23 protein-coding genes and 1 pseudogene are annotated in these 15981 nt (G+C 52.2%); all 24 read right to left on the bottom strand.

What is annotated here, in order from left to right:
- Positions 1-32: 32 nt before the first annotated feature.
- Positions 33-527 (bottom strand): hypothetical protein, encoded by a 495-nt coding sequence (locus tag ABVN44_RS04015; protein WP_001219112.1) that lies wholly within the window; start codon positions 525-527, stop codon positions 33-35.
- A 99-nt stretch (positions 528-626) separates the two neighbouring features.
- Positions 627-2459 (bottom strand): phage tail tape measure protein, encoded by a 1833-nt coding sequence (locus ABVN44_RS04010; RefSeq protein ID WP_022630976.1) that lies wholly within the window; start codon positions 2457-2459, stop codon positions 627-629.
- 141 nt (positions 2460-2600) lie between these two features.
- The gene (locus ABVN44_RS04005) at positions 2601-2870 is read right to left on the bottom strand and encodes a phage tail assembly protein (protein WP_000661047.1); all 270 of its coding nucleotides are present in this window, start codon (positions 2868-2870) and stop codon (positions 2601-2603) included.
- Positions 2870-3226, bottom strand: a complete 357-nt coding sequence (locus ABVN44_RS04000; protein ID WP_000090998.1) for a phage tail tube protein — start codon at positions 3224-3226, stop codon at positions 2870-2872. Before ABVN44_RS04000 ends, ABVN44_RS04005 begins: the two co-directional genes overlap by 1 nt.
- Positions 3226-4722 (bottom strand): phage tail sheath subtilisin-like domain-containing protein, encoded by a 1497-nt coding sequence (locus ABVN44_RS03995; protein ID WP_022630977.1) that lies wholly within the window; start codon positions 4720-4722, stop codon positions 3226-3228. The genes ABVN44_RS04000 and ABVN44_RS03995 overlap by 1 nt, the downstream gene beginning before the upstream one ends.
- A complete protein-coding gene (locus tag ABVN44_RS03990; protein WP_000497751.1) occupies positions 4706-4876 on the bottom strand; it encodes a DUF2635 domain-containing protein in 171 nt (56 codons plus the stop codon). The genes ABVN44_RS03995 and ABVN44_RS03990 overlap by 17 nt, the downstream gene beginning before the upstream one ends.
- Positions 4877-4884: 8 nt before the next feature.
- Positions 4885-5445, bottom strand: coding sequence for a hypothetical protein (locus ABVN44_RS03985; protein ID WP_000779279.1), 561 nt, complete (start codon positions 5443-5445; stop codon positions 4885-4887).
- The gene (locus ABVN44_RS03980; protein ID WP_022630978.1) at positions 5442-5948 is read right to left on the bottom strand and encodes a hypothetical protein; all 507 of its coding nucleotides are present in this window, start codon (positions 5946-5948) and stop codon (positions 5442-5444) included. Before ABVN44_RS03980 ends, ABVN44_RS03985 begins: the two co-directional genes overlap by 4 nt.
- Positions 5923-6333, bottom strand: a complete 411-nt coding sequence (locus tag ABVN44_RS03975) for a phage head closure protein (protein WP_000702388.1) — start codon at positions 6331-6333, stop codon at positions 5923-5925. The genes ABVN44_RS03980 and ABVN44_RS03975 overlap by 26 nt, the downstream gene beginning before the upstream one ends.
- A complete protein-coding gene (locus tag ABVN44_RS03970) occupies positions 6330-6653 on the bottom strand; it encodes a head-tail connector protein (protein WP_000927719.1) in 324 nt (107 codons plus the stop codon). Before ABVN44_RS03970 ends, ABVN44_RS03975 begins: the two co-directional genes overlap by 4 nt.
- A gap of 2 nt (positions 6654-6655) precedes the next feature.
- Positions 6656-6855: pseudogene (locus ABVN44_RS03965) on the bottom strand (hypothetical protein).
- Positions 6856-6904: 49 nt separating this feature from the next.
- On the bottom strand, positions 6905-8110 hold the full coding sequence (locus ABVN44_RS03960; protein ID WP_000257507.1) for a phage major capsid protein: 1206 nt from the start codon (positions 8108-8110) through the stop codon (positions 6905-6907).
- A 14-nt stretch (positions 8111-8124) separates the two neighbouring features.
- Positions 8125-8784, bottom strand: a complete 660-nt coding sequence (locus tag ABVN44_RS03955; protein ID WP_022630979.1) for an HK97 family phage prohead protease — start codon at positions 8782-8784, stop codon at positions 8125-8127.
- The gene (locus ABVN44_RS03950) at positions 8762-10003 is read right to left on the bottom strand and encodes a phage portal protein (protein WP_001514795.1); all 1242 of its coding nucleotides are present in this window, start codon (positions 10001-10003) and stop codon (positions 8762-8764) included. The genes ABVN44_RS03955 and ABVN44_RS03950 overlap by 23 nt, the downstream gene beginning before the upstream one ends.
- Positions 10003-10185 (bottom strand): protein YmfR, encoded by a 183-nt coding sequence (ymfR, locus tag ABVN44_RS03945; RefSeq protein WP_000605606.1) that lies wholly within the window; start codon positions 10183-10185, stop codon positions 10003-10005. Before ymfR ends, ABVN44_RS03950 begins: the two co-directional genes overlap by 1 nt.
- Before the next feature lie 11 nt (positions 10186-10196).
- A complete protein-coding gene (locus ABVN44_RS03940) occupies positions 10197-11930 on the bottom strand; it encodes a terminase large subunit (RefSeq protein ID WP_000088161.1) in 1734 nt (577 codons plus the stop codon).
- Between the two features lie 13 nt (positions 11931-11943).
- Positions 11944-12429 (bottom strand): phage terminase small subunit P27 family, encoded by a 486-nt coding sequence (locus ABVN44_RS03935; protein WP_000929174.1) that lies wholly within the window; start codon positions 12427-12429, stop codon positions 11944-11946.
- 125 nt (positions 12430-12554) lie between these two features.
- The gene (locus ABVN44_RS03930; RefSeq protein ID WP_023200328.1) at positions 12555-12905 is read right to left on the bottom strand and encodes an HNH endonuclease; all 351 of its coding nucleotides are present in this window, start codon (positions 12903-12905) and stop codon (positions 12555-12557) included.
- A gap of 293 nt (positions 12906-13198) precedes the next feature.
- Positions 13199-13474: a peptidase gene (locus ABVN44_RS03925; protein WP_118998233.1), complete on the bottom strand. Its 276-nt coding sequence runs from the start codon at positions 13472-13474 to the stop codon at positions 13199-13201.
- A complete protein-coding gene (locus ABVN44_RS03920) occupies positions 13359-13751 on the bottom strand; it encodes a DUF2570 domain-containing protein (protein ID WP_023259402.1) in 393 nt (130 codons plus the stop codon). The genes ABVN44_RS03925 and ABVN44_RS03920 overlap by 116 nt, the downstream gene beginning before the upstream one ends.
- Entirely contained in the window at positions 13735-14211 is a 477-nt protein-coding gene (locus ABVN44_RS03915) for a glycoside hydrolase family 104 protein (protein ID WP_023200327.1), read from the bottom strand. Before ABVN44_RS03915 ends, ABVN44_RS03920 begins: the two co-directional genes overlap by 17 nt.
- 3 nt (positions 14212-14214) lie before the next feature.
- Positions 14215-14550: a phage holin, lambda family gene (locus ABVN44_RS03910; protein WP_023200326.1), complete on the bottom strand. Its 336-nt coding sequence runs from the start codon at positions 14548-14550 to the stop codon at positions 14215-14217.
- Between the two features lie 137 nt (positions 14551-14687).
- Positions 14688-14930, bottom strand: a complete 243-nt coding sequence (locus ABVN44_RS03905) for a hypothetical protein (protein ID WP_001306866.1) — start codon at positions 14928-14930, stop codon at positions 14688-14690.
- 288 nt (positions 14931-15218) lie between these two features.
- Complete coding sequence (locus ABVN44_RS03900; protein ID WP_023200325.1) at positions 15219-15971, bottom strand: antitermination protein; 753 nt, start codon at positions 15969-15971, stop codon at positions 15219-15221.
- Positions 15972-15981 lie beyond the last annotated feature (10 nt).

Raw genomic sequence — 15981 nt, 5'->3', positions numbered from 1 at the left:
AAGATGTGGCGGGAACCTAATATTTTTAATTACTATCTGAGTTGAACATCAATGGAATAAATATCACCACTCTTTATAAATTTAGAATCTGTCCTTTCATCAAAAGATTCAAATGACTGTACCTTTAAAAACTTTTTCATTTTATTTTCAAAAATACTTTCATTAACACCAGTTAAATACTTGAACGCTCTACCAGCAAGGACCTCATTACTTAAATCCATTGTGTTTTTATTGTCTTTGAAAAACCAAACAATAACCTTTTGTGGGCATGATGGATTATAAACAGATATATAAAACTGCGGCTCATATTTTTCATCAGCGTCATCACTAAGCATTTCTTCAGAAGATAATTCTCTTCTGAATTCATATTGCCGCTTAGTTATTCCTTCGTCCTTTATTATCTCTTGCTTAACTGGTGCAATACCTATAGAAGAGATTAATTCTGACTCATTAAAGCTGAACTTACACTCTTCCGCAGCCAAGTTAAAAGATAAAAGTGCAGATATAAAAAAAACAAAGATACGCATAATCATCCCTTCAATCATTTGTAAGGAATGATTATATTAACTACTTAAAGCTGAAAACCCAAATTATGCCAGACAAAAACACATTAATCATTTTGTACACTACCTGAACCGCGTATAGCCAACATCATGGCTGACATCAAAACCGCTGGATCGCGTTTCCATAACCCGCATACCCGGAGGCGAATTCACAAAAGATACCTTGATCTCACCATCAACTTTTGGCACAGAAGCTTTGTTAATCATGAAGGGATTCGAGCCTGTGGCATCGGAGGCGTTGTTTGACTGAGCCGGATCCACCGCCGGATAAGGTGTGTATCCCCGCGCCGGTATTCCCGTCCCATAAGCATCATAAGCACCCGCGCCCCACTGCGCAGAGTTAATGGCATCGACCGTGTCACCGAAACTGTCGGTAAACCACTCAATAATTGGCTTCAGCTTGTCCCACATATCCTGAAACCACTTAACAACCGGTCCCCAGTTATTGATCACCATCCCCAGCGGCGACCAGGCAAAAACCTTCTTCAGAAGTTCCCAACCTGCCTCAAAATAAGGACCAATGGTTTCCCAGAGCTTCTTGAAATAAGGTCCGACAACATCCCAGTTAGTGATAATTAATCCCGCAGCCAGAGCAATCGCCGTCGCAATCATGCCAATCGGCGTCATCGACATAATCCTGCTGACAATACTGATGGCACTGCCCACGCCCATCAATCCCAGTTTCAGAATCGCAAGACCGGCAGCAAGCCCGACGACGCCGCGAATAACCCGGGGATTTTCATCCGCAAACTTCGTGAATTTCTCCCCCAACTCCCCCAGCCATTGTGTGATATTTTTAGCGTCACCAGAAAATGCGCCGCCAATAGCCGCAAGGCCGTTAGTTGCGGTCCCTGTCATTGCCTCCCACAGGTTGGACAGCGTACCAAGCTGTGCCTGAACACGTTTATTCAGGCTGGCCTGTTTATTCATCTTCTGCTGGATCTGATCGTAGCCATCCTTTCCTTTATCGATTAGTGCATTGACCACCTGAATGGTTTCGGCATCATCACCAAATATTGCCTTAAGTACATCTGTTCGCTTAACGTCGGTCAGTTTTCGCAGCTTTGCCAGTTGCCTGAACATGTTATCAAGACCGCCAAAACTTCCTTTGCCGTCAGTAAAATCGAGCTGTACCCCGAGTTTCTGGCGGGCCATAACTTTATTAACGTCCCTGATTTTCTTAACGCTTAATCCGGACTGGATAACTTTTCGCAGGGCATTACCTGCCGACTCCCCGTTCATCCCCATCTGATCCATCATGACGCTGATGGGGGCAAGGCTCTGTGCAGCCTGAAGACCATCCTTGTTCACCATCTTCAGAACAGAACTGGTTTTAGTGAAGAAGGACAACATGTTGGTATCGTCAACGCCCAGATAAAACGCCTTCTGGATAGTGTCGAACAGCCCCATCATGTCTTCTGACGCCGTTCCGGTAGCATCCTGCATCTTTGCAGCAAACTCAGCAGCCGCTTCCGGTGTTTTTTTCAGTTGTACCGCAAGATAAGCTGTCGCTTTACCCACACCACCCAGAATGTTTTCTGCCGGGATCCCCTGACGCACCAGCATCTGCATCATGTTCTGGAAATCAGCCGTTGTACCAGGTAGCTGGTTACCCAGGCCAATAGCCAGTTTATTGATGTCCTGAAAGCTCTTTCCAACCTCGCCGTTCGCATCCATCATGGCGACTTTCAGCCCGGTGGCGGCGTTTTCCTGATCGGCATAAGATTTCAGGGAAAGCGTCAGACCCGCTGCCAATCCGCCCCCAAGCGCCAGCCCACCCTGTGACGCTTCTTCCGCCTGGCGTTTAAATCCCCGGATTTTCTTTTGCATTTTCGACAGCGCGGGAGAAAGCCTGTCGACACCGGTGATCAACGCCTTAAGCTCAAATTCAGCCATGTGTGCGTTTCTCCTGCTCTATCCTGTTTGCCTGACTGACCAGCAAGGGAATTTCACTGATCGGCATACTCAGCAATTCGAAGGGATTAATGCGCCAGTAGCTGGCGCAGTCAAAGAAGCGATCAGTGAGGTATTCAGCCGTCAGGCCTGGAGGAAAAAACCAGCCACAAGCCACGCCGCTGCATTCAGGTCTGCCGGAGACATCTGGTCGACAGAGCTTTGCGGCACTTTCGCCAGCCGCACAATGTATTTCGACACCACATGCGCCAGAAGTCTGACGGACTCATCCTGATTCATCTGGTAGGGATACCCCAGCTCGCGGACATCCTTCCCGGTGGGTTCATCAAACTCCAGTACGGAGAGTGTCTCACCATGAGCGATAATCGGTTTCTTTAACTCAAGCTCTTTCATTACTGGTAATCCCCTTCTTCACCGTGGAACTCAAGATCAACCGTGCCTTCTTCGGCATTATGGTTCGCTTCTCCGTGCAGCCAGGCGGACGACAATACATAGACCTGACCGTTCGCCAGCTCGGCAGTGATGGTCATCTCATCAGACGAGGTGATTTTGCTCACCGGAAAATTCTTCGGCACCTTGAAGGTCCCTTTGACATAAGGCGCACGGTGAGTTTCCTTGCGGTCCACTGAACCGTCCAGGCCGATGATGTCATCATTGACCGTCCTGTTCATGGGCACCTCAATGCCGCCGGTCAGCGATAGCTGCTGACCGTCAATTTTGAAATAACAGGTTCCCCCGATACGGGCCATTATGCAGACTCCTCTGAATACTGAAGACGGAACTGGTTAACCACGGCAAAAACACGCAACTGGTTAACATAGTCAGGCGGGAACAGCGTGTTCAGGCGGTTCGGATCGCTGGCATCACGCTCCACAACCAGGTACTGCTTAAACAGTTCGTAGTTTTCCACGATCCCCGCACGCTCAAGCTGACGGTAGGTTGCCAGCAGTTCCCCTTTGATTACCGCCGGGGTGACAATCGCCTGACCGGGACCAAAGCGGGTACCGTCGCTGGCAAGCTTGTGACGCCCGTACTTACTGGTAATGACGGATTTCAGTTTGCGCAGTACATACGCACTGGTATGCAGCGTCTCGCTGTCGAGGTAGCTGTTATCCGCAACCCCGTAAGCATTTTTCCTGTACGTGGTGACATCACGCTGAATGCGCAGCACCCCGCTTTCGACATACGCCGTTGCCACGCCATGAGACAGCAGGGTCTGCTGCTCGGTCATCGTGAACCGTTTCCCCTTCGGCGCAGGCAGCATACCCACCAGCTCACCGGTCTGCGTGGGACGTGCCGGATCGTTGCGGATAAACACCGCTGCGCGGGCGGTACGGCTTGCCGCCAGCTCGTCGGCAGGCGTCTGGGTGTCTTTTTCGTACCCCGCCAGGGTAATGTGCTGCTGGTTAAACTGGTCACCTGCGGTCACCAGTTCTGACAGCGTGCCGGTCTTTGCCGTATACACATGACCATACAGCTGACGCGCATAGCTCCAGCGACCGCTGGTATCGTTCATCTCGGTCACCAGCGTGTTAACGGAGGCCGTGTCGTTGAACGGCAGGCCAATATAATCAAACGGCTCATCCGCCATTGCAGCCACCGCGCCGGTGAGAACCGGAGCACCCGTTCCGGCGGTACCCGTCGCCACGGCAATCTGTACGCCCGCTGGCAGCACTTCGCCCCCACCAAAGCCGTAGTAATTGAGGCTGACAGGAATTTCATTCCCGCAAAGCCCCTTATGACGCGCGGTCAGTGTGACCACGCCTGCCGAAGATGAAGCCGTAAACGGCAGGGTCGGAACGGCATTGATGGCATCCTGGATACTGCTGGCAATCATCGTGACGTTATCGCCGTTAGTCACCGGTGCCTGCACGCGGGTACGTCCCACATACACATTCACCGTGCCGGTTTCGGTTGCCGCCCCGGTCACCGTCAGCGTAACCGTTGCCGCCGCGCCTGTGGATTCAGGAACGGCAATCACATACAGCTCGCCAAACGGGTCAGTCTGGCGATAAGCCTCGACCATACGCGCCAGCTGACTTCCCGCACCACAAATCTGGCGTGCATAGTCTGCCGACGGCATCAGTACCAGACTGTTGGCAACAATCTCTGCACCGTTATTGGCATGACCAATCAGCAGCGATGCTCCGCTGTCCTGTGCAGTATTCGCCGCCTGGTTATCCATTTCCGCATAAAACAACGGAACCAGCGTATTCGACGGAATGGTGTTAAAGCTTATCGTCATCGGTATTCACCTTTTTATTCACGCGCCGGATATCACCAGCTGCTTCACGGCGCAGCCAGTAGTTGTTCTCGTCAACATTTCGCCCTTCGGCGGGCAAAAGGTCGCCGCGGGCAGGATCAGGAACTGACCGCCCTTTAACAGGTTTGACAAACATGAGGATCCTCAGGAAGGAAGAGTTATTTCGGTGTGATGTTCGATATCGCCGTCAGGCCCGTTACCGGGCTCGAGATAATCAACATCAATCGCCAGCGTTTGCAGTTCATCCAGACTGTTCAGATCATCCTGCTGGCGGGTATCGTCTTCAGTCAGCTCGCTGATGACCGAAAAATCGAACTGATAAATCAGCTCATGACGATTCAGATCCAGCAGCGTGCCGCCGTCATAGGTAATCGGGTTACCGCACGCCTCCGGGTTCCAGCCCAGCAGAGCCTTAAAGAGCATCTGCCGGACATCGTCCACCACATCATACGAGGCAAACTGACCGCGCTCATCACGCCCGTTACTCAGTATGACAACCACGGAGAAACCCTCTTTCAGCTCCTGCCAGTAGTCGGTCTGGCTTTTGTTTTCTCCCGGAGAATCATCACCCGGTACCACATATGCCGCCGGGAGCTTCAGCTTTCCGACCTCCGGCAGATTTTTGAACTGGGCCGCGCCTGCAACCCGGTTTTCAAAATACGGACAGCGGGCACGCAGTGCAGCAATAACAGGCGTCAGTTTCATCTGTGTCGTCGCTCCGGCTTCAGTGATTTACGCAATTCCCGCGCCAGAAAATAGCGTGTCCAGCTGCGGTTCTTTTCAAGCGTTTCCACCATGAAGTTATTACGTGGAGCAAGTCGCCAGCCGCTGCCACCGGATGCACCACGATGATGGCTGCGACGACGCTTTTCCCCTCGCCTCACGCCATAGAACAAAAAAGCCGGATAAAAATCACCGGTGATACGGCGGTTTCCCTCTCCATTACGCTGGTTAGGGGCTATACGTGCCATAAAACCAGGGCGATGTTTACTGGCTCTGGGTACCATGTAACCAATCGAACGAGCCAGGCGTCCGGTCTGATAACCGGGGTTTTCACCCGGTGCCGACCGCGCACGGCGCATCACCAGCCGACGGGCATCACGCATATGACGCTGACCAATCGTGACAAACGCCCGCCGGACACGGGCGCGGTTAAAGCGCATCTCCGCGGGCTGCTGAAAATCAACGTGCAAAAAGGAAGTCGTCATTGTTGCCTCCGTGACTCTGCCTACATTCGCCCAGCTCCGTACACTCCAGCAGCAGAAAGCGCCGCGCCCCGTTCAGATCGCGCTGACGTTTCACCCGGTACACACTGTCACCGCAGACCACCTCATAATCAGCGGTGATCCCCCGGCGGTAACGAATGGTGATGTAATGGGTGATGGCGTCCCCGGTCTGCGCGGTTTCCTGCCAGGTGGTGGCACTGGTCTGGATAACCTTCGCCCATGTCCGGAACGTAACCGGGTATTGAGGCTCCACGCCAAAGTTATCCGCGGGCATATCCACCCGCAGGCGGATCAGGACGCGTTTATTCAGTTCACCGGGGTCCGGCAGAATGTAGGTTGCGCTGGTCTGCGCCTGACGAATTTTCATTGCGGAAAGTACCTGTACGGGCCGACAAGCCAGCCAAAACTCTGCGGCATGTCGAGTTTCTCCACTTCCGTAACCGACGAGCGGTTTTCGTAAAAATGGCTGATAAGCATCAGCATCCCCAGACGAATATCATCCGGCAGGTGCAGCCCGTCCGGATCGCTGTCCGGAATGGTTTCATCCGGTGCATAGAGCTTCCGGTTCAGATACGTTTCCGTCCGCTTTTGTGCCGCACATGCCAGCAGTTGCAGATGGCGGTCATCAGTATCGAAATCCTCATCCAGCCGGAGTTGGGCTTTAATCTCTTCCATTGTCAGAAGCATACTCAGCCCTCTTTACTGGTCGTGGCTTTTTCTCTTTTGCCGCTTTACTGCTTTTTGCACTGATTCCGCGCTCTGCTAACCCGGCCTGAAGTGCAATCTCCTGCACCCGGGCAGGAAGCGCCCCGTCGTCATACTCACCGGCCTGAATGACCTCAACACGCATACCGTCCGGTGACCATTTCAGATCTTGTTTCAGGATCATGATTCTTCACCCGTCAGAACAGGGGGCGCGGTTCCGCGCCCCTGAGTGATTACGCCGCTGCAATCTTCAGCAGTTTGATGGCCTGCGAATCGACCAGCATCCCGCCGGTGCGCTTGGTGGTATAAAAACCGACAAACGGTTTATTGGTGTACGGGTCACGCAGAATGCGGGTGCCGATACGGTCAACGATGGTGTAACCCCGTTTGAAGTTACCAAATGCAATGGCTTTCGCATCAGCGGCGATATCCGGCATCTGTTCGTTTTCAGCGATACCGTAACCCGCCAGAGAGGACGGCTGCCCCAGTTCCAGCCCCGGACGCCACAGATAGTTACCCTCGGTGTCTTTCAGCAGACGGATGGCAAACAGGCTGTTGTTGTTCATCATGAACTTCGCGCCAGTGCGGTGTGCCTTACGCAGCGTGTAAATCAGTTTGATAATGGCGTCTGCGGTCACCGCGGTCGCTTCGCCGGATACAATATGCTGAAGTTTGCCGAACGCCCGGACCTTGTCGGTTTCATCAGTGGATTCATACGCCAGGAACCCTTTCGGCTTCTTGGTGCCATCGCCTGAGGTAAAGGCAATTTCTTCCTGTTCGGCAAATTCGGTTGCCAGCTCGCTGTTGATCCAGGCCTCCACGTTGAAGAAGGCATCGTCCAGCATTTTCTGGGTAGCCTGCGGGTTGCCGTAGATTTCCCCCATGAGAGGTTCAATCAGCTCCAGTCTGGAGGTGGCAGTCTGGGATCGCGTATCCGTTTCCCCCACCCATCCGGAAGCCGTACCGCCCAGATTCACCAGTTTTTTGTAGTCGGAACCGCCAACGGTGATCACCGTGGCTTCCTGACGCATCACCACTTCATCTTTCAGCAGGTTAAGAATGTTGCGATCCAGTTCTTCCGGCACGGCGTAGCCACCGTCTTCATCGGTACCCACCTGCAATGCCTTACGCTCCAGATCGCGCAGACCGTCTTCACGGCCTTTACGTAGAAAGCCCACAAACGCCTCTTTATGCTCGGTGGCCAGTTTATTTTGCGCTCCACCTGCCGGACGTTTCAGCTCAAGCAGCTCTTTTTCAAGGTCGCTTTTGAGATTTTCCAGCTCGCTGAGTTTCCCGTTCAGGGTTTCCACCTGCCCGGCAAGCTTGCCTTTTTCCTGCTCAATCGCATCCACGCGCTTGTCGTTCTTTGCTTTGAAGTCGTCAAACTTCTGCTGCAGCTCCTGCGCGACCTGTTCGACATCTTTAATATCAACCGCCATCGTATTTCTCCTGATTAGAAGTTCAGATTTTTCAGTGCATTCAGTGCATTCAGTGCAGAGCCCACATCCTCAGCGTCGCGCAGGGACAGTGCGCCATAGCCCCCGGCCATGAATGCTTTGGCCTGGGTACGGGAGAGTCCGACATCACGCAGGACTCTTTCGATTTTTTTCTGTTCGGGGATTTCCCCGCGGGCCAGTGCGTTCTTGACGTCGCTGATCCGCGCCTCGTCGTTAGACGGGAACGTCACCAGGCTGACTTCCCAGAGGTCGATTTCTTTCAGCAGAAAGGCTTCTTTGCTCCGGTCGTATTCCCAGTCTTTCAGGACGTACCCAATAGAAAGGCCGGTTAACGAACCGGCCTTCATGTGTGCATGTGCGCGTTTTGCGAGGGGATCATCATCAATAAGCAACCGTCCCCTGACGTAAAGCCCGACATCGTCTTCCTTCATTTCGGTGTAAACACCGATGGGTTCATCCATGCGGTGCTGCCAGAGCAGCGCAGGTAACGCTTTTCTGTCACTCCACGCCCGCAGGGAAGCAGCAAATGCCCCGGACATCACCACATCATCGTGGCTGTCCTTTACACCAAAGACGGAGCCATACCCTTCAAACTCACCGGAGTCACTGACAGATTTCAGACTCAGCGGTACATCAAGACGTTGTTTCGTCTGCATTGGCGTTATCCTTCTGCTTACCGGCTTTACTGCCATCGGAGGGTTTCGTGGTCATGTTCATCGGTGTGAGATAGACATCACCACCGGGACGCGGATTCATATCTTCCAGGTCGCGGCAGTCATTGGGAGAGTAAATTCCCCAGTTGATCCCGGTGGCGTAGGCTTCAAAACGGGACTTCATATCCCCGCGCAGTAACGCCCCGGCGTTAAATTTGGCGTAATAAACGCCCTGCTTACTTTTTCGTACCAGTCCGGTGTTGATCCGCTGTTCGATGCGGGTCAGATACGGCACCAGTGAATAGTTGATAAATCCCAGCCCCAGCTCTTCGATATTATTGAAGGTGGCGCGATCGGTGTTCTGCACCATGTGCAACGGCACCCGGAACAGACGACAGATTTCTTCAAGCTGAAACTTGCGGGTTTCCAGGAACTGGCTGTCCTCGGCGTTCAGCGCCATCGACTTCCAGTCCAGCCCCATCTCAAGGATCATCGGGCGGTGAGCATTGCCAAGCCCGGTGTGACGCTCCTCAAAATCTTTCTTCAGGCGCTCATAAGCCTGATCCGACAGCGTCTGCTCTGTACGCAAAACACCCGATGTCACCGCGCCATTGCTGAACAGTCTGGCCCCGTGCTCTTCGGTCGCTGCCGCCAGCGATATTGCCTCGCGGGCATAGGCGATGGGATTCAGCCCCACCAGTCCGTCCAGCGTCAGCGTACGCACATGCCAGATATCCTCCTGGCTCAGTACATCCGTGGAGCCATCCGGGAATGTGACCTGATAGACCGGTTCCCAGCTACTGTTAAGCTTCGGTACCACACTGCCGGGATCGACGGGCAGCAGTTCAGCCACTTCGCCAAATGCTTTCACTTTGTAGGCGTAAAAGTTTCCCCTCAGGCACAGACAGGTGACCACCAGCTCCCAGAACTCCTGCGGCGTCATATAGCCATTGGGATGCGTGGAGATCAGTTTATGCAGACGTTCGCCGGTGGCTCTCTGCTTCAGGCTGCCGTTCAGGTGATACAGATTGCAGGGCAACATCCCGACCGACTCTGCCAGCACTCTGACGCAGGAAAAAACCGCCGTCAGTCGCATGGCCCGCTGACTGCTGATCTGCTTTCCGGTATAGGTGTCATACGACAGCCCGATGGCATCCGCCAGCTCTGCTGGCGTGGTCACCGGTGCGTCACTTTTTCGTTGAAATAATCCCGAAAAGAACACTATTTACCTCCGCCGACAGACGACTGTGTACGGTCGAGATATCGCGCCACCAGCCACGACCAGAACAGGCACAGCGCCCCGGCAACAACAAAACCCGCCGGGGGATAAATCAGCCAGGCACCATACGCCAGCAAAAGCGCACCCAGCACGCCCACCAGAGGCGCGAGAATCAGCATGATCATAATTACCTCAGTTAAAGCGAGCGGATCCCATAGGACTCAATGTGGTCAGACAGCGTGTCTTCTTTCTCGTACAGCATGGCTCTGCCAACCGCCATAATCAGCGCAACTGCACCATCGATTTTGTTTTCCGCCTGCTCTTTGACGGGCTTCACTAAATCATCGTTACCTGGCATGTTTTTGCCGACCACATTGCCGATACACCAGGTCATGATGGGATTGCCGTCATGATGAAAGCGTCCCGATTCAATCGCTGCCTCCAGCTCTTTCATCGGGTCGGACATATTGGCGAAGTTCTGGACGATAGTAACGGGATTCAGGTCTTCATCAGCAAGGTCATGTGACAGCCCGGTCGCTCCAAAAGGGTCGATGGGTGACTCACTGACCGGGCTGATTTTGTTCGCCGCTTTGGCCTCTTCGAGGATGTAGCGATAATCCACCTCTGCACCATCGGTAACGGTCAGAACGCCCATTTCCACCCATTTCTGAAAGCGTTCGGCTGTCCGGCGATCTTCATTTTTCTCGACGCTGTACACCGTGTCATACGGTACCCAGAAACGCGGGGCCACACTGTAGTAATGCGTTTTACCGTCAATCTCGCGGGTATAAAGTCGCGCCATGCTGTTCATATCCAGCTTACGCGCCAGGTCAAAGGCCAGAATGCACGGCTGCCCCTCGAACTGCTCAAGAGTCAGTGATTTATCCTCGCAGCTCTGCCAGCTCACCAGGTTGAAATACGCCGAACGCGCCGACACCCAGATATTGAGGTGTTTTGTTTTAAAGACGTTTGCCAGACGGGCATTATTTTTCGCACGCTGCTGCTGACTTAACAAAAATTCGCGATAAACCGACACGCCAATATTTGGATTGGCTTTTTCCAGCACCTGCGGGTCGGTCCAGTCGTCACCTTCATCAACGGTATAGATGATCCCGAACAGTTCATCGTTAGGCACCGAGCCGTTGAGCATCTCGATGACTTCCCGCCGTTTGTCGTAGCACGGCCCCTCAATGTTGTACCCGGCGGTGGTGATGGCCCACATCAGTGGCTGACGTCGCGCCCCCATCCCGGTAAGCATTGTGGTATAAAGCGCATCGGTGGCATGCTCGTGATATTCATCCACCACGGCACAGTGGGGTGATGAACCATCACCTGGGTTGCCGATCAGCGGTTCAAACCGCGCGCCATCCTCCGGACGGTTCATGTTTGAGGCGTTAACCTCAATCCCGAACGCTTCTGTCAGCATGGGTGTGCGTTTACACATCAGTCGCGCCGGGCGAAAGACTTCCCACGCCTGTTTCTCTGTCGTGGCACCGGAATACACTTCCGCGCCAAACTCGTTATCACAGGCAAAACAATACAGGGCAACACCGGCAGAGATTGCTGATTTGCCGTTCTTACGGGGGATTTCGGTGTACACCTCCCGGAAGCGGCGCAACCGGGTGCCTTTATTGACCCAGCCAAACGCACAGCAGATCACAAATAGCTGCCACGGCTCCAGCGTGATGGGCATCCGTTTGAATGCCCACTCCCCCTTGGTGTGCGGCAACAGCTGAATAAATTTCGCGGCCCGTTCAGCCAGGTCCTTGTCGAAGCGGTAACGAAACGACTTACTTTTTTCCGCCATCAGGTCATCAAGATGGCGCTGGCAGGCCTGAATCACAAACTGGCAGGCAACAATCTTTCCGCGCACGACATCCCGGGCATACTGATTGGCTGCATTTACGTTGGGGTAAGATTTCCGGCTCATGATTCGATGATTTTCAGATTGTCAGAAACGGGTTAGTGGCTTTCTTCTTCCCCGCCAGGCCAATCAGACGCTGGCGGCTGCTGGGGTCGAGTCCGAGCATTGCCCCCGTGCTGCTCATCTCGGACTCCTGTTCTTTTTTGGCGGTCAGCTCCGGATTTTTGACCATGCCGCCCATTGCACCGGTGATGGTGTTGCCCTGTCTGGCAATATTTTTCACGGCACGTCGCCAGAATTCATAGGCCACACACCACCGCTCAAGTACCGCCAGGTCAGTCACGCACAGCAGGCCCTGACCGCAGAGTTCTTTGGTTGTCAGTTGCCACATGATCGTGGCGAGAGGGAGATCTTCTTCAGCGAACCACTCCGGTGGCTCAACACCTTTGATGGGCGTAAAAACAGGTTCATCTTTATTCAGGGCTCGCTTGCCGGGGTTTCCGGCCAGCGCCTTGCGCGCCGTTGGCTTGGGGCGACGCCCGGAACGCCCCGCCGTTCCAGCCATATGCGGCACTCCTGGTTAAATTTCATTTTTCGCGGGTATAAAAAAACGATGGGGCGGGCAGTCCGGAAGACGTCAGGTCACAGGGATTTGACCCGCCCCTCCCCTCAGACAGTTGAGAATTATTATCACTTTAACCGTTCACGGGCCGTCTTCGCCTTATGGCAGGGCCAGCACAGACTCTGCAGATTACTGTCGGCATCAGTGCCGCCATGCGCTTTAGGAACGATGTGGTCAACGGTTTTCGCCTCACGCACCACACCAGCATGCAGACATGACTGACATAAACCTTTGTCACGCTTCAGGACGCGCTCGCGGATACCGTCCCACTTCGAACCATAACCGCGCTGATGACGGGACTGGCCCGGCTTGTATTGCTTCCAGCCTTCGCTTTTGTGGCTTTCGCAATAGCCTGACGGGTCTGTGGTTGTAGAGCGGCAGCCGCGAACACGGCAGGCTTTTGGGATTCGTGGGGGCATATGCACTCCAATGAAGAAGCCACCGACATAGCCTCCTCCATTCATAGTGAAACTATTTTCATCTACCCAGTAATGAATTCTTTGAAGAGTCGAGATCAATACAACTCACTAATGGGAGAGGTTTGTCCAACACGTTGGACAAGCCTCCCGTTTGATTTACTTGACACTATAGAAGGACAGAATGCCTTCCTCACTCGAATAACATCAATTAAGGAGGTTCAACATGTTTCATTCCACAAGTCATCAGTCTGTAATTATGGTAGCATCAGTTTGTGCCACATACCTTTTCCGCTTCACTTTGAGTCTGATTCATTTCTACCTGACCGGCTCGCCTCTATCTTTCTAATCCCCGCTTTGTCAATATTGCATTGACCCAACGCTGACAACAGACTCACATTCAACTCCAGACTGGCACCATACGTCAGCGGATTGGGTATAAACGGTACAGAAGTATCAGAAGTCAGGCTGGCTGGCAGTGGTGCCACCGGAGCGCTCACGTAAACCGTTCGCGAATTTCCGCAACCGGTCAGCAGCGGCAGCAGGCACAGGACGTGAAGCACAATCATCATCCGCAACAGCCACTTTGATATCTTCCTGGGTTCTCTGTGACTCCAGTGTGATCTGCTGTTTTGCATGCTGGTTAGCCTCCAGAACTGTATTGACGATTTGCAGTGATTGCAGGACGTTATTGGTAATGACAGTTGCCGATTTGGCATTTTGTACAGCCTCATCAGCACGTTTCTTTTCGTGCTGATATTTGCTGTAGTAGTGGTTGGCAGACCAGATGAAAGAACCGATGACAGTAAAGAAGAATGCAGCGATAACCAACTTATAGCTCAACTTCATTTACCACCCCACCAGCCTCTTTAAACCGGGCAATCAGATCACCGATTTTATGTTCATACTGACCGTAACCAGCACCCGGCAATGAAGCCCAGATATTGCTGCAACGGTCGATTGCCTGACGGATATCACCGCGATCAATCATCGGCAAAGCGCCACGCTCTTTAATCTGTTGCAATGCCACAGCGTCCTGACTTTTGGGAGAGAAGTCTTTCAGGCCAAGCTGATTACGGTAGGCATCCCACCAACGGGAAAGAAGCTGGTAACGTCCGGCGGCTGTTGATTTGAGTTTGGGGTTTAGCGTGACAAGTTTGCGAGGGTGATCGGAGTAATCAGTAAACAGTTCACCACCGACAATAACATCATAACCGTGGTTACGTGTCGGTTGTCGCCCGTTATCCGTTCCTTCTGACCATGCAACCATATCCAGGAAAGCTTTACGCTGGGAATTTAGTACCTGCATAAATTACTCCTTCGAGCTACCAAACTTGTTACCGATTACTCTCATTGCAGCCCCACGAATAGCATCGACACCGATCAGCCCCACTCCACCACCAATGGCAACAGAAAGTGATTTAGGCCATCCGACATACTCAAGAGCGGATGCAAAGGTCAGCGTCAGAGCACCACAGAGTAAAATCTCGAGCGTTTTTCGCTTCCAGCCACCACCGCCACCAAAATAGGCAATACGTAAACCAGCCATAACGATCGACATAATTACTGCGCCCAGCGGTGTGTCTCCACGCCACCAGCTCTGTAACAATTCAAGTAAGTCAGACCAGGAATGAGGATCGTTATGCATTTTTATAATTCCCACCTCCGGTTATCGGAAGTGCAACGAGTGAAGGGAAAGAAGCTGGTTATAGCGCTGAGTCGCAAAAGTTGCGTAGTGCACAAAAAAGGCCGCCTACAGGCAGCCTCTTTTTATAATTCATTGAGTTAACAACATTTAAATGCTGGTGGTATAGAAGGTTTTTCACCAGAACGACAAGCCGGACACCATGACTGAACGATATGCCTTCCGTCTCCCATATCCCTATAACCAAAGTCTATTGTTTTATAAAAAACGTGCACTCCGGCATCAGCAGAACATTTTGGGCAAGATTTATATTCAACGCCATCTTGTTCAACTTCTCGTGAATAACTTAATGACTGCTCACAAACAGAACAACGCTCCACCATATATGCTCTCCTGTTTTTGATAGAGATTTATGGGTAGCAATTCCATTCAAAAGAAACATTGAAGGGTGTCACTTTTTCAAAATGAGCGTAGCTGGCTGCCAGTTTTTTGTACAACACACTTTAAGGAAGGAGAGCCTTAAAAACACAATTGACATCAATAAAAAACCGCTCGGTGGCGGTTTCTTGAAGATTATCAACGGTAGACACACAAAACCCATCGTTAGGAGAATCCTAACCAGATTTTTTGAAAAATGCAAGAATCATGTCGCTATCTTCGGCGAAAATCATTTATCTCGTCACTTTTCTTAATTGCGCCTCAGCATATGCTTCTTCCTGCCAGCACTTTGTCACCAGTTTATCAATGACATCTGCATATCCTTTGTACCACTCATAATCCGTCAGGTCTGGTACCAGCTTCTGGACATGATGCCGCGCCAGTGTGGTTGGTAAACGGCTAAACCGGTTTCCATTGCAACGCCCACAAATCTTATAAACAGGCGTGCCATGAAGCCGGGTTCTTTTTTCATCCAGGACAATACCTTTACCCTTACACCCTCTGCACGCTGTGCTGACTTCTCCCTTACCATGGCAATGCTGACATAGTTCCTTCACCCACTCTTCCTTGACAACAGATTCCCCGCTTCTGGAGTGTTTCACCACTTCGCGCAATACATTATGAAATCCAGTACCAGCACAATGCTCACAGCGAGCCTTACTTGCCGCAGACCTGGAATAATCAGCAAAGGCAAAATTCACAAGGTAAGGGATGATCTGTAACCGGGTTTCTTCACTCAATTTATTCAATGTCGGGTTATCCAGTGCCATCGCGTAATTGAGCAGACCTTCAATCGCAAACTGAGGATCCTGAACACCAACTTTTGCCAGGAATAAGGCAAAACCCAGTGGTGCTTTCGACTGCACCATCCCCTGCGCAGCCATCACATCTGTAATTGTTAAACCACCCGAGCCTGTCGCCGGTGCGTCATCACTCAATTTTGGAGATTTTGGGGAGTAATATTTTGGTAAGGCTTCAAGGTTCATGCTCGTTCTC

It is taken from the genome of Salmonella sp. SJTUF15570 (genome assembly GCF_043357055.1).
GTDB classification, from domain to species: domain Bacteria; phylum Pseudomonadota; class Gammaproteobacteria; order Enterobacterales; family Enterobacteriaceae; genus Salmonella; species Salmonella enterica.
The sequence above is the reverse complement of the archived record's forward strand: the minus strand, read 5'-3'. Positions and strand labels throughout refer to the sequence as shown.

What these genes read in the sequence shown, in the direction of transcription:
- ABVN44_RS04015 (WP_001219112.1), bottom strand. Translation starts at nt 527, where the DNA reads ATGCGTATCTTTGTTTTTTTTATATCTGCACTTTTATCTTTTAACTTG.
- ABVN44_RS04010 (WP_022630976.1), bottom strand. Translation starts at nt 2,459, where the DNA reads ATGGCTGAATTTGAGCTTAAGGCGTTGATCACCGGTGTCGACAGGCTT.
- ABVN44_RS04005 (WP_000661047.1), bottom strand. Translation starts at nt 2,870, where the DNA reads ATGAAAGAGCTTGAGTTAAAGAAACCGATTATCGCTCATGGTGAGACA.
- ABVN44_RS04000 (WP_000090998.1), bottom strand. Translation starts at nt 3,226, where the DNA reads ATGGCCCGTATCGGGGGAACCTGTTATTTCAAAATTGACGGTCAGCAG.
- ABVN44_RS03995 (WP_022630977.1), bottom strand. Translation starts at nt 4,722, where the DNA reads ATGACGATAAGCTTTAACACCATTCCGTCGAATACGCTGGTTCCGTTG.
- ABVN44_RS03990 (WP_000497751.1), bottom strand. Translation starts at nt 4,876, where the DNA reads ATGTTTGTCAAACCTGTTAAAGGGCGGTCAGTTCCTGATCCTGCCCGC.
- ABVN44_RS03985 (WP_000779279.1), bottom strand. Translation starts at nt 5,445, where the DNA reads ATGAAACTGACGCCTGTTATTGCTGCACTGCGTGCCCGCTGTCCGTAT.
- ABVN44_RS03980 (WP_022630978.1), bottom strand. Translation starts at nt 5,948, where the DNA reads ATGACGACTTCCTTTTTGCACGTTGATTTTCAGCAGCCCGCGGAGATG.
- ABVN44_RS03975 (WP_000702388.1), bottom strand. Translation starts at nt 6,333, where the DNA reads ATGAAAATTCGTCAGGCGCAGACCAGCGCAACCTACATTCTGCCGGAC.
- ABVN44_RS03970 (WP_000927719.1), bottom strand. Translation starts at nt 6,653, where the DNA reads ATGCTTCTGACAATGGAAGAGATTAAAGCCCAACTCCGGCTGGATGAG.
- ABVN44_RS03960 (WP_000257507.1), bottom strand. Translation starts at nt 8,110, where the DNA reads ATGGCGGTTGATATTAAAGATGTCGAACAGGTCGCGCAGGAGCTGCAG.
- ABVN44_RS03955 (WP_022630979.1), bottom strand. Translation starts at nt 8,784, where the DNA reads ATGCAGACGAAACAACGTCTTGATGTACCGCTGAGTCTGAAATCTGTC.
- ymfR (WP_000605606.1), bottom strand. Translation starts at nt 10,185, where the DNA reads ATGATCATGCTGATTCTCGCGCCTCTGGTGGGCGTGCTGGGTGCGCTT.
- ABVN44_RS03940 (WP_000088161.1), bottom strand. Translation starts at nt 11,930, where the DNA reads ATGAGCCGGAAATCTTACCCCAACGTAAATGCAGCCAATCAGTATGCC.
- ABVN44_RS03935 (WP_000929174.1), bottom strand. Translation starts at nt 12,429, where the DNA reads ATGGCTGGAACGGCGGGGCGTTCCGGGCGTCGCCCCAAGCCAACGGCG.
- ABVN44_RS03930 (WP_023200328.1), bottom strand. Translation starts at nt 12,905, where the DNA reads ATGCCCCCACGAATCCCAAAAGCCTGCCGTGTTCGCGGCTGCCGCTCT.
- ABVN44_RS03925 (WP_118998233.1), bottom strand. Translation starts at nt 13,474, where the DNA reads ATGATGATTGTGCTTCACGTCCTGTGCCTGCTGCCGCTGCTGACCGGT.
- ABVN44_RS03920 (WP_023259402.1), bottom strand. Translation starts at nt 13,751, where the DNA reads ATGAAGTTGAGCTATAAGTTGGTTATCGCTGCATTCTTCTTTACTGTC.
- ABVN44_RS03915 (WP_023200327.1), bottom strand. Translation starts at nt 14,211, where the DNA reads ATGCAGGTACTAAATTCCCAGCGTAAAGCTTTCCTGGATATGGTTGCA.
- ABVN44_RS03910 (WP_023200326.1), bottom strand. Translation starts at nt 14,550, where the DNA reads ATGCATAACGATCCTCATTCCTGGTCTGACTTACTTGAATTGTTACAG.
- ABVN44_RS03905 (WP_001306866.1), bottom strand. Translation starts at nt 14,930, where the DNA reads ATGGTGGAGCGTTGTTCTGTTTGTGAGCAGTCATTAAGTTATTCACGA.
- ABVN44_RS03900 (WP_023200325.1), bottom strand. Translation starts at nt 15,971, where the DNA reads ATGAACCTTGAAGCCTTACCAAAATATTACTCCCCAAAATCTCCAAAA.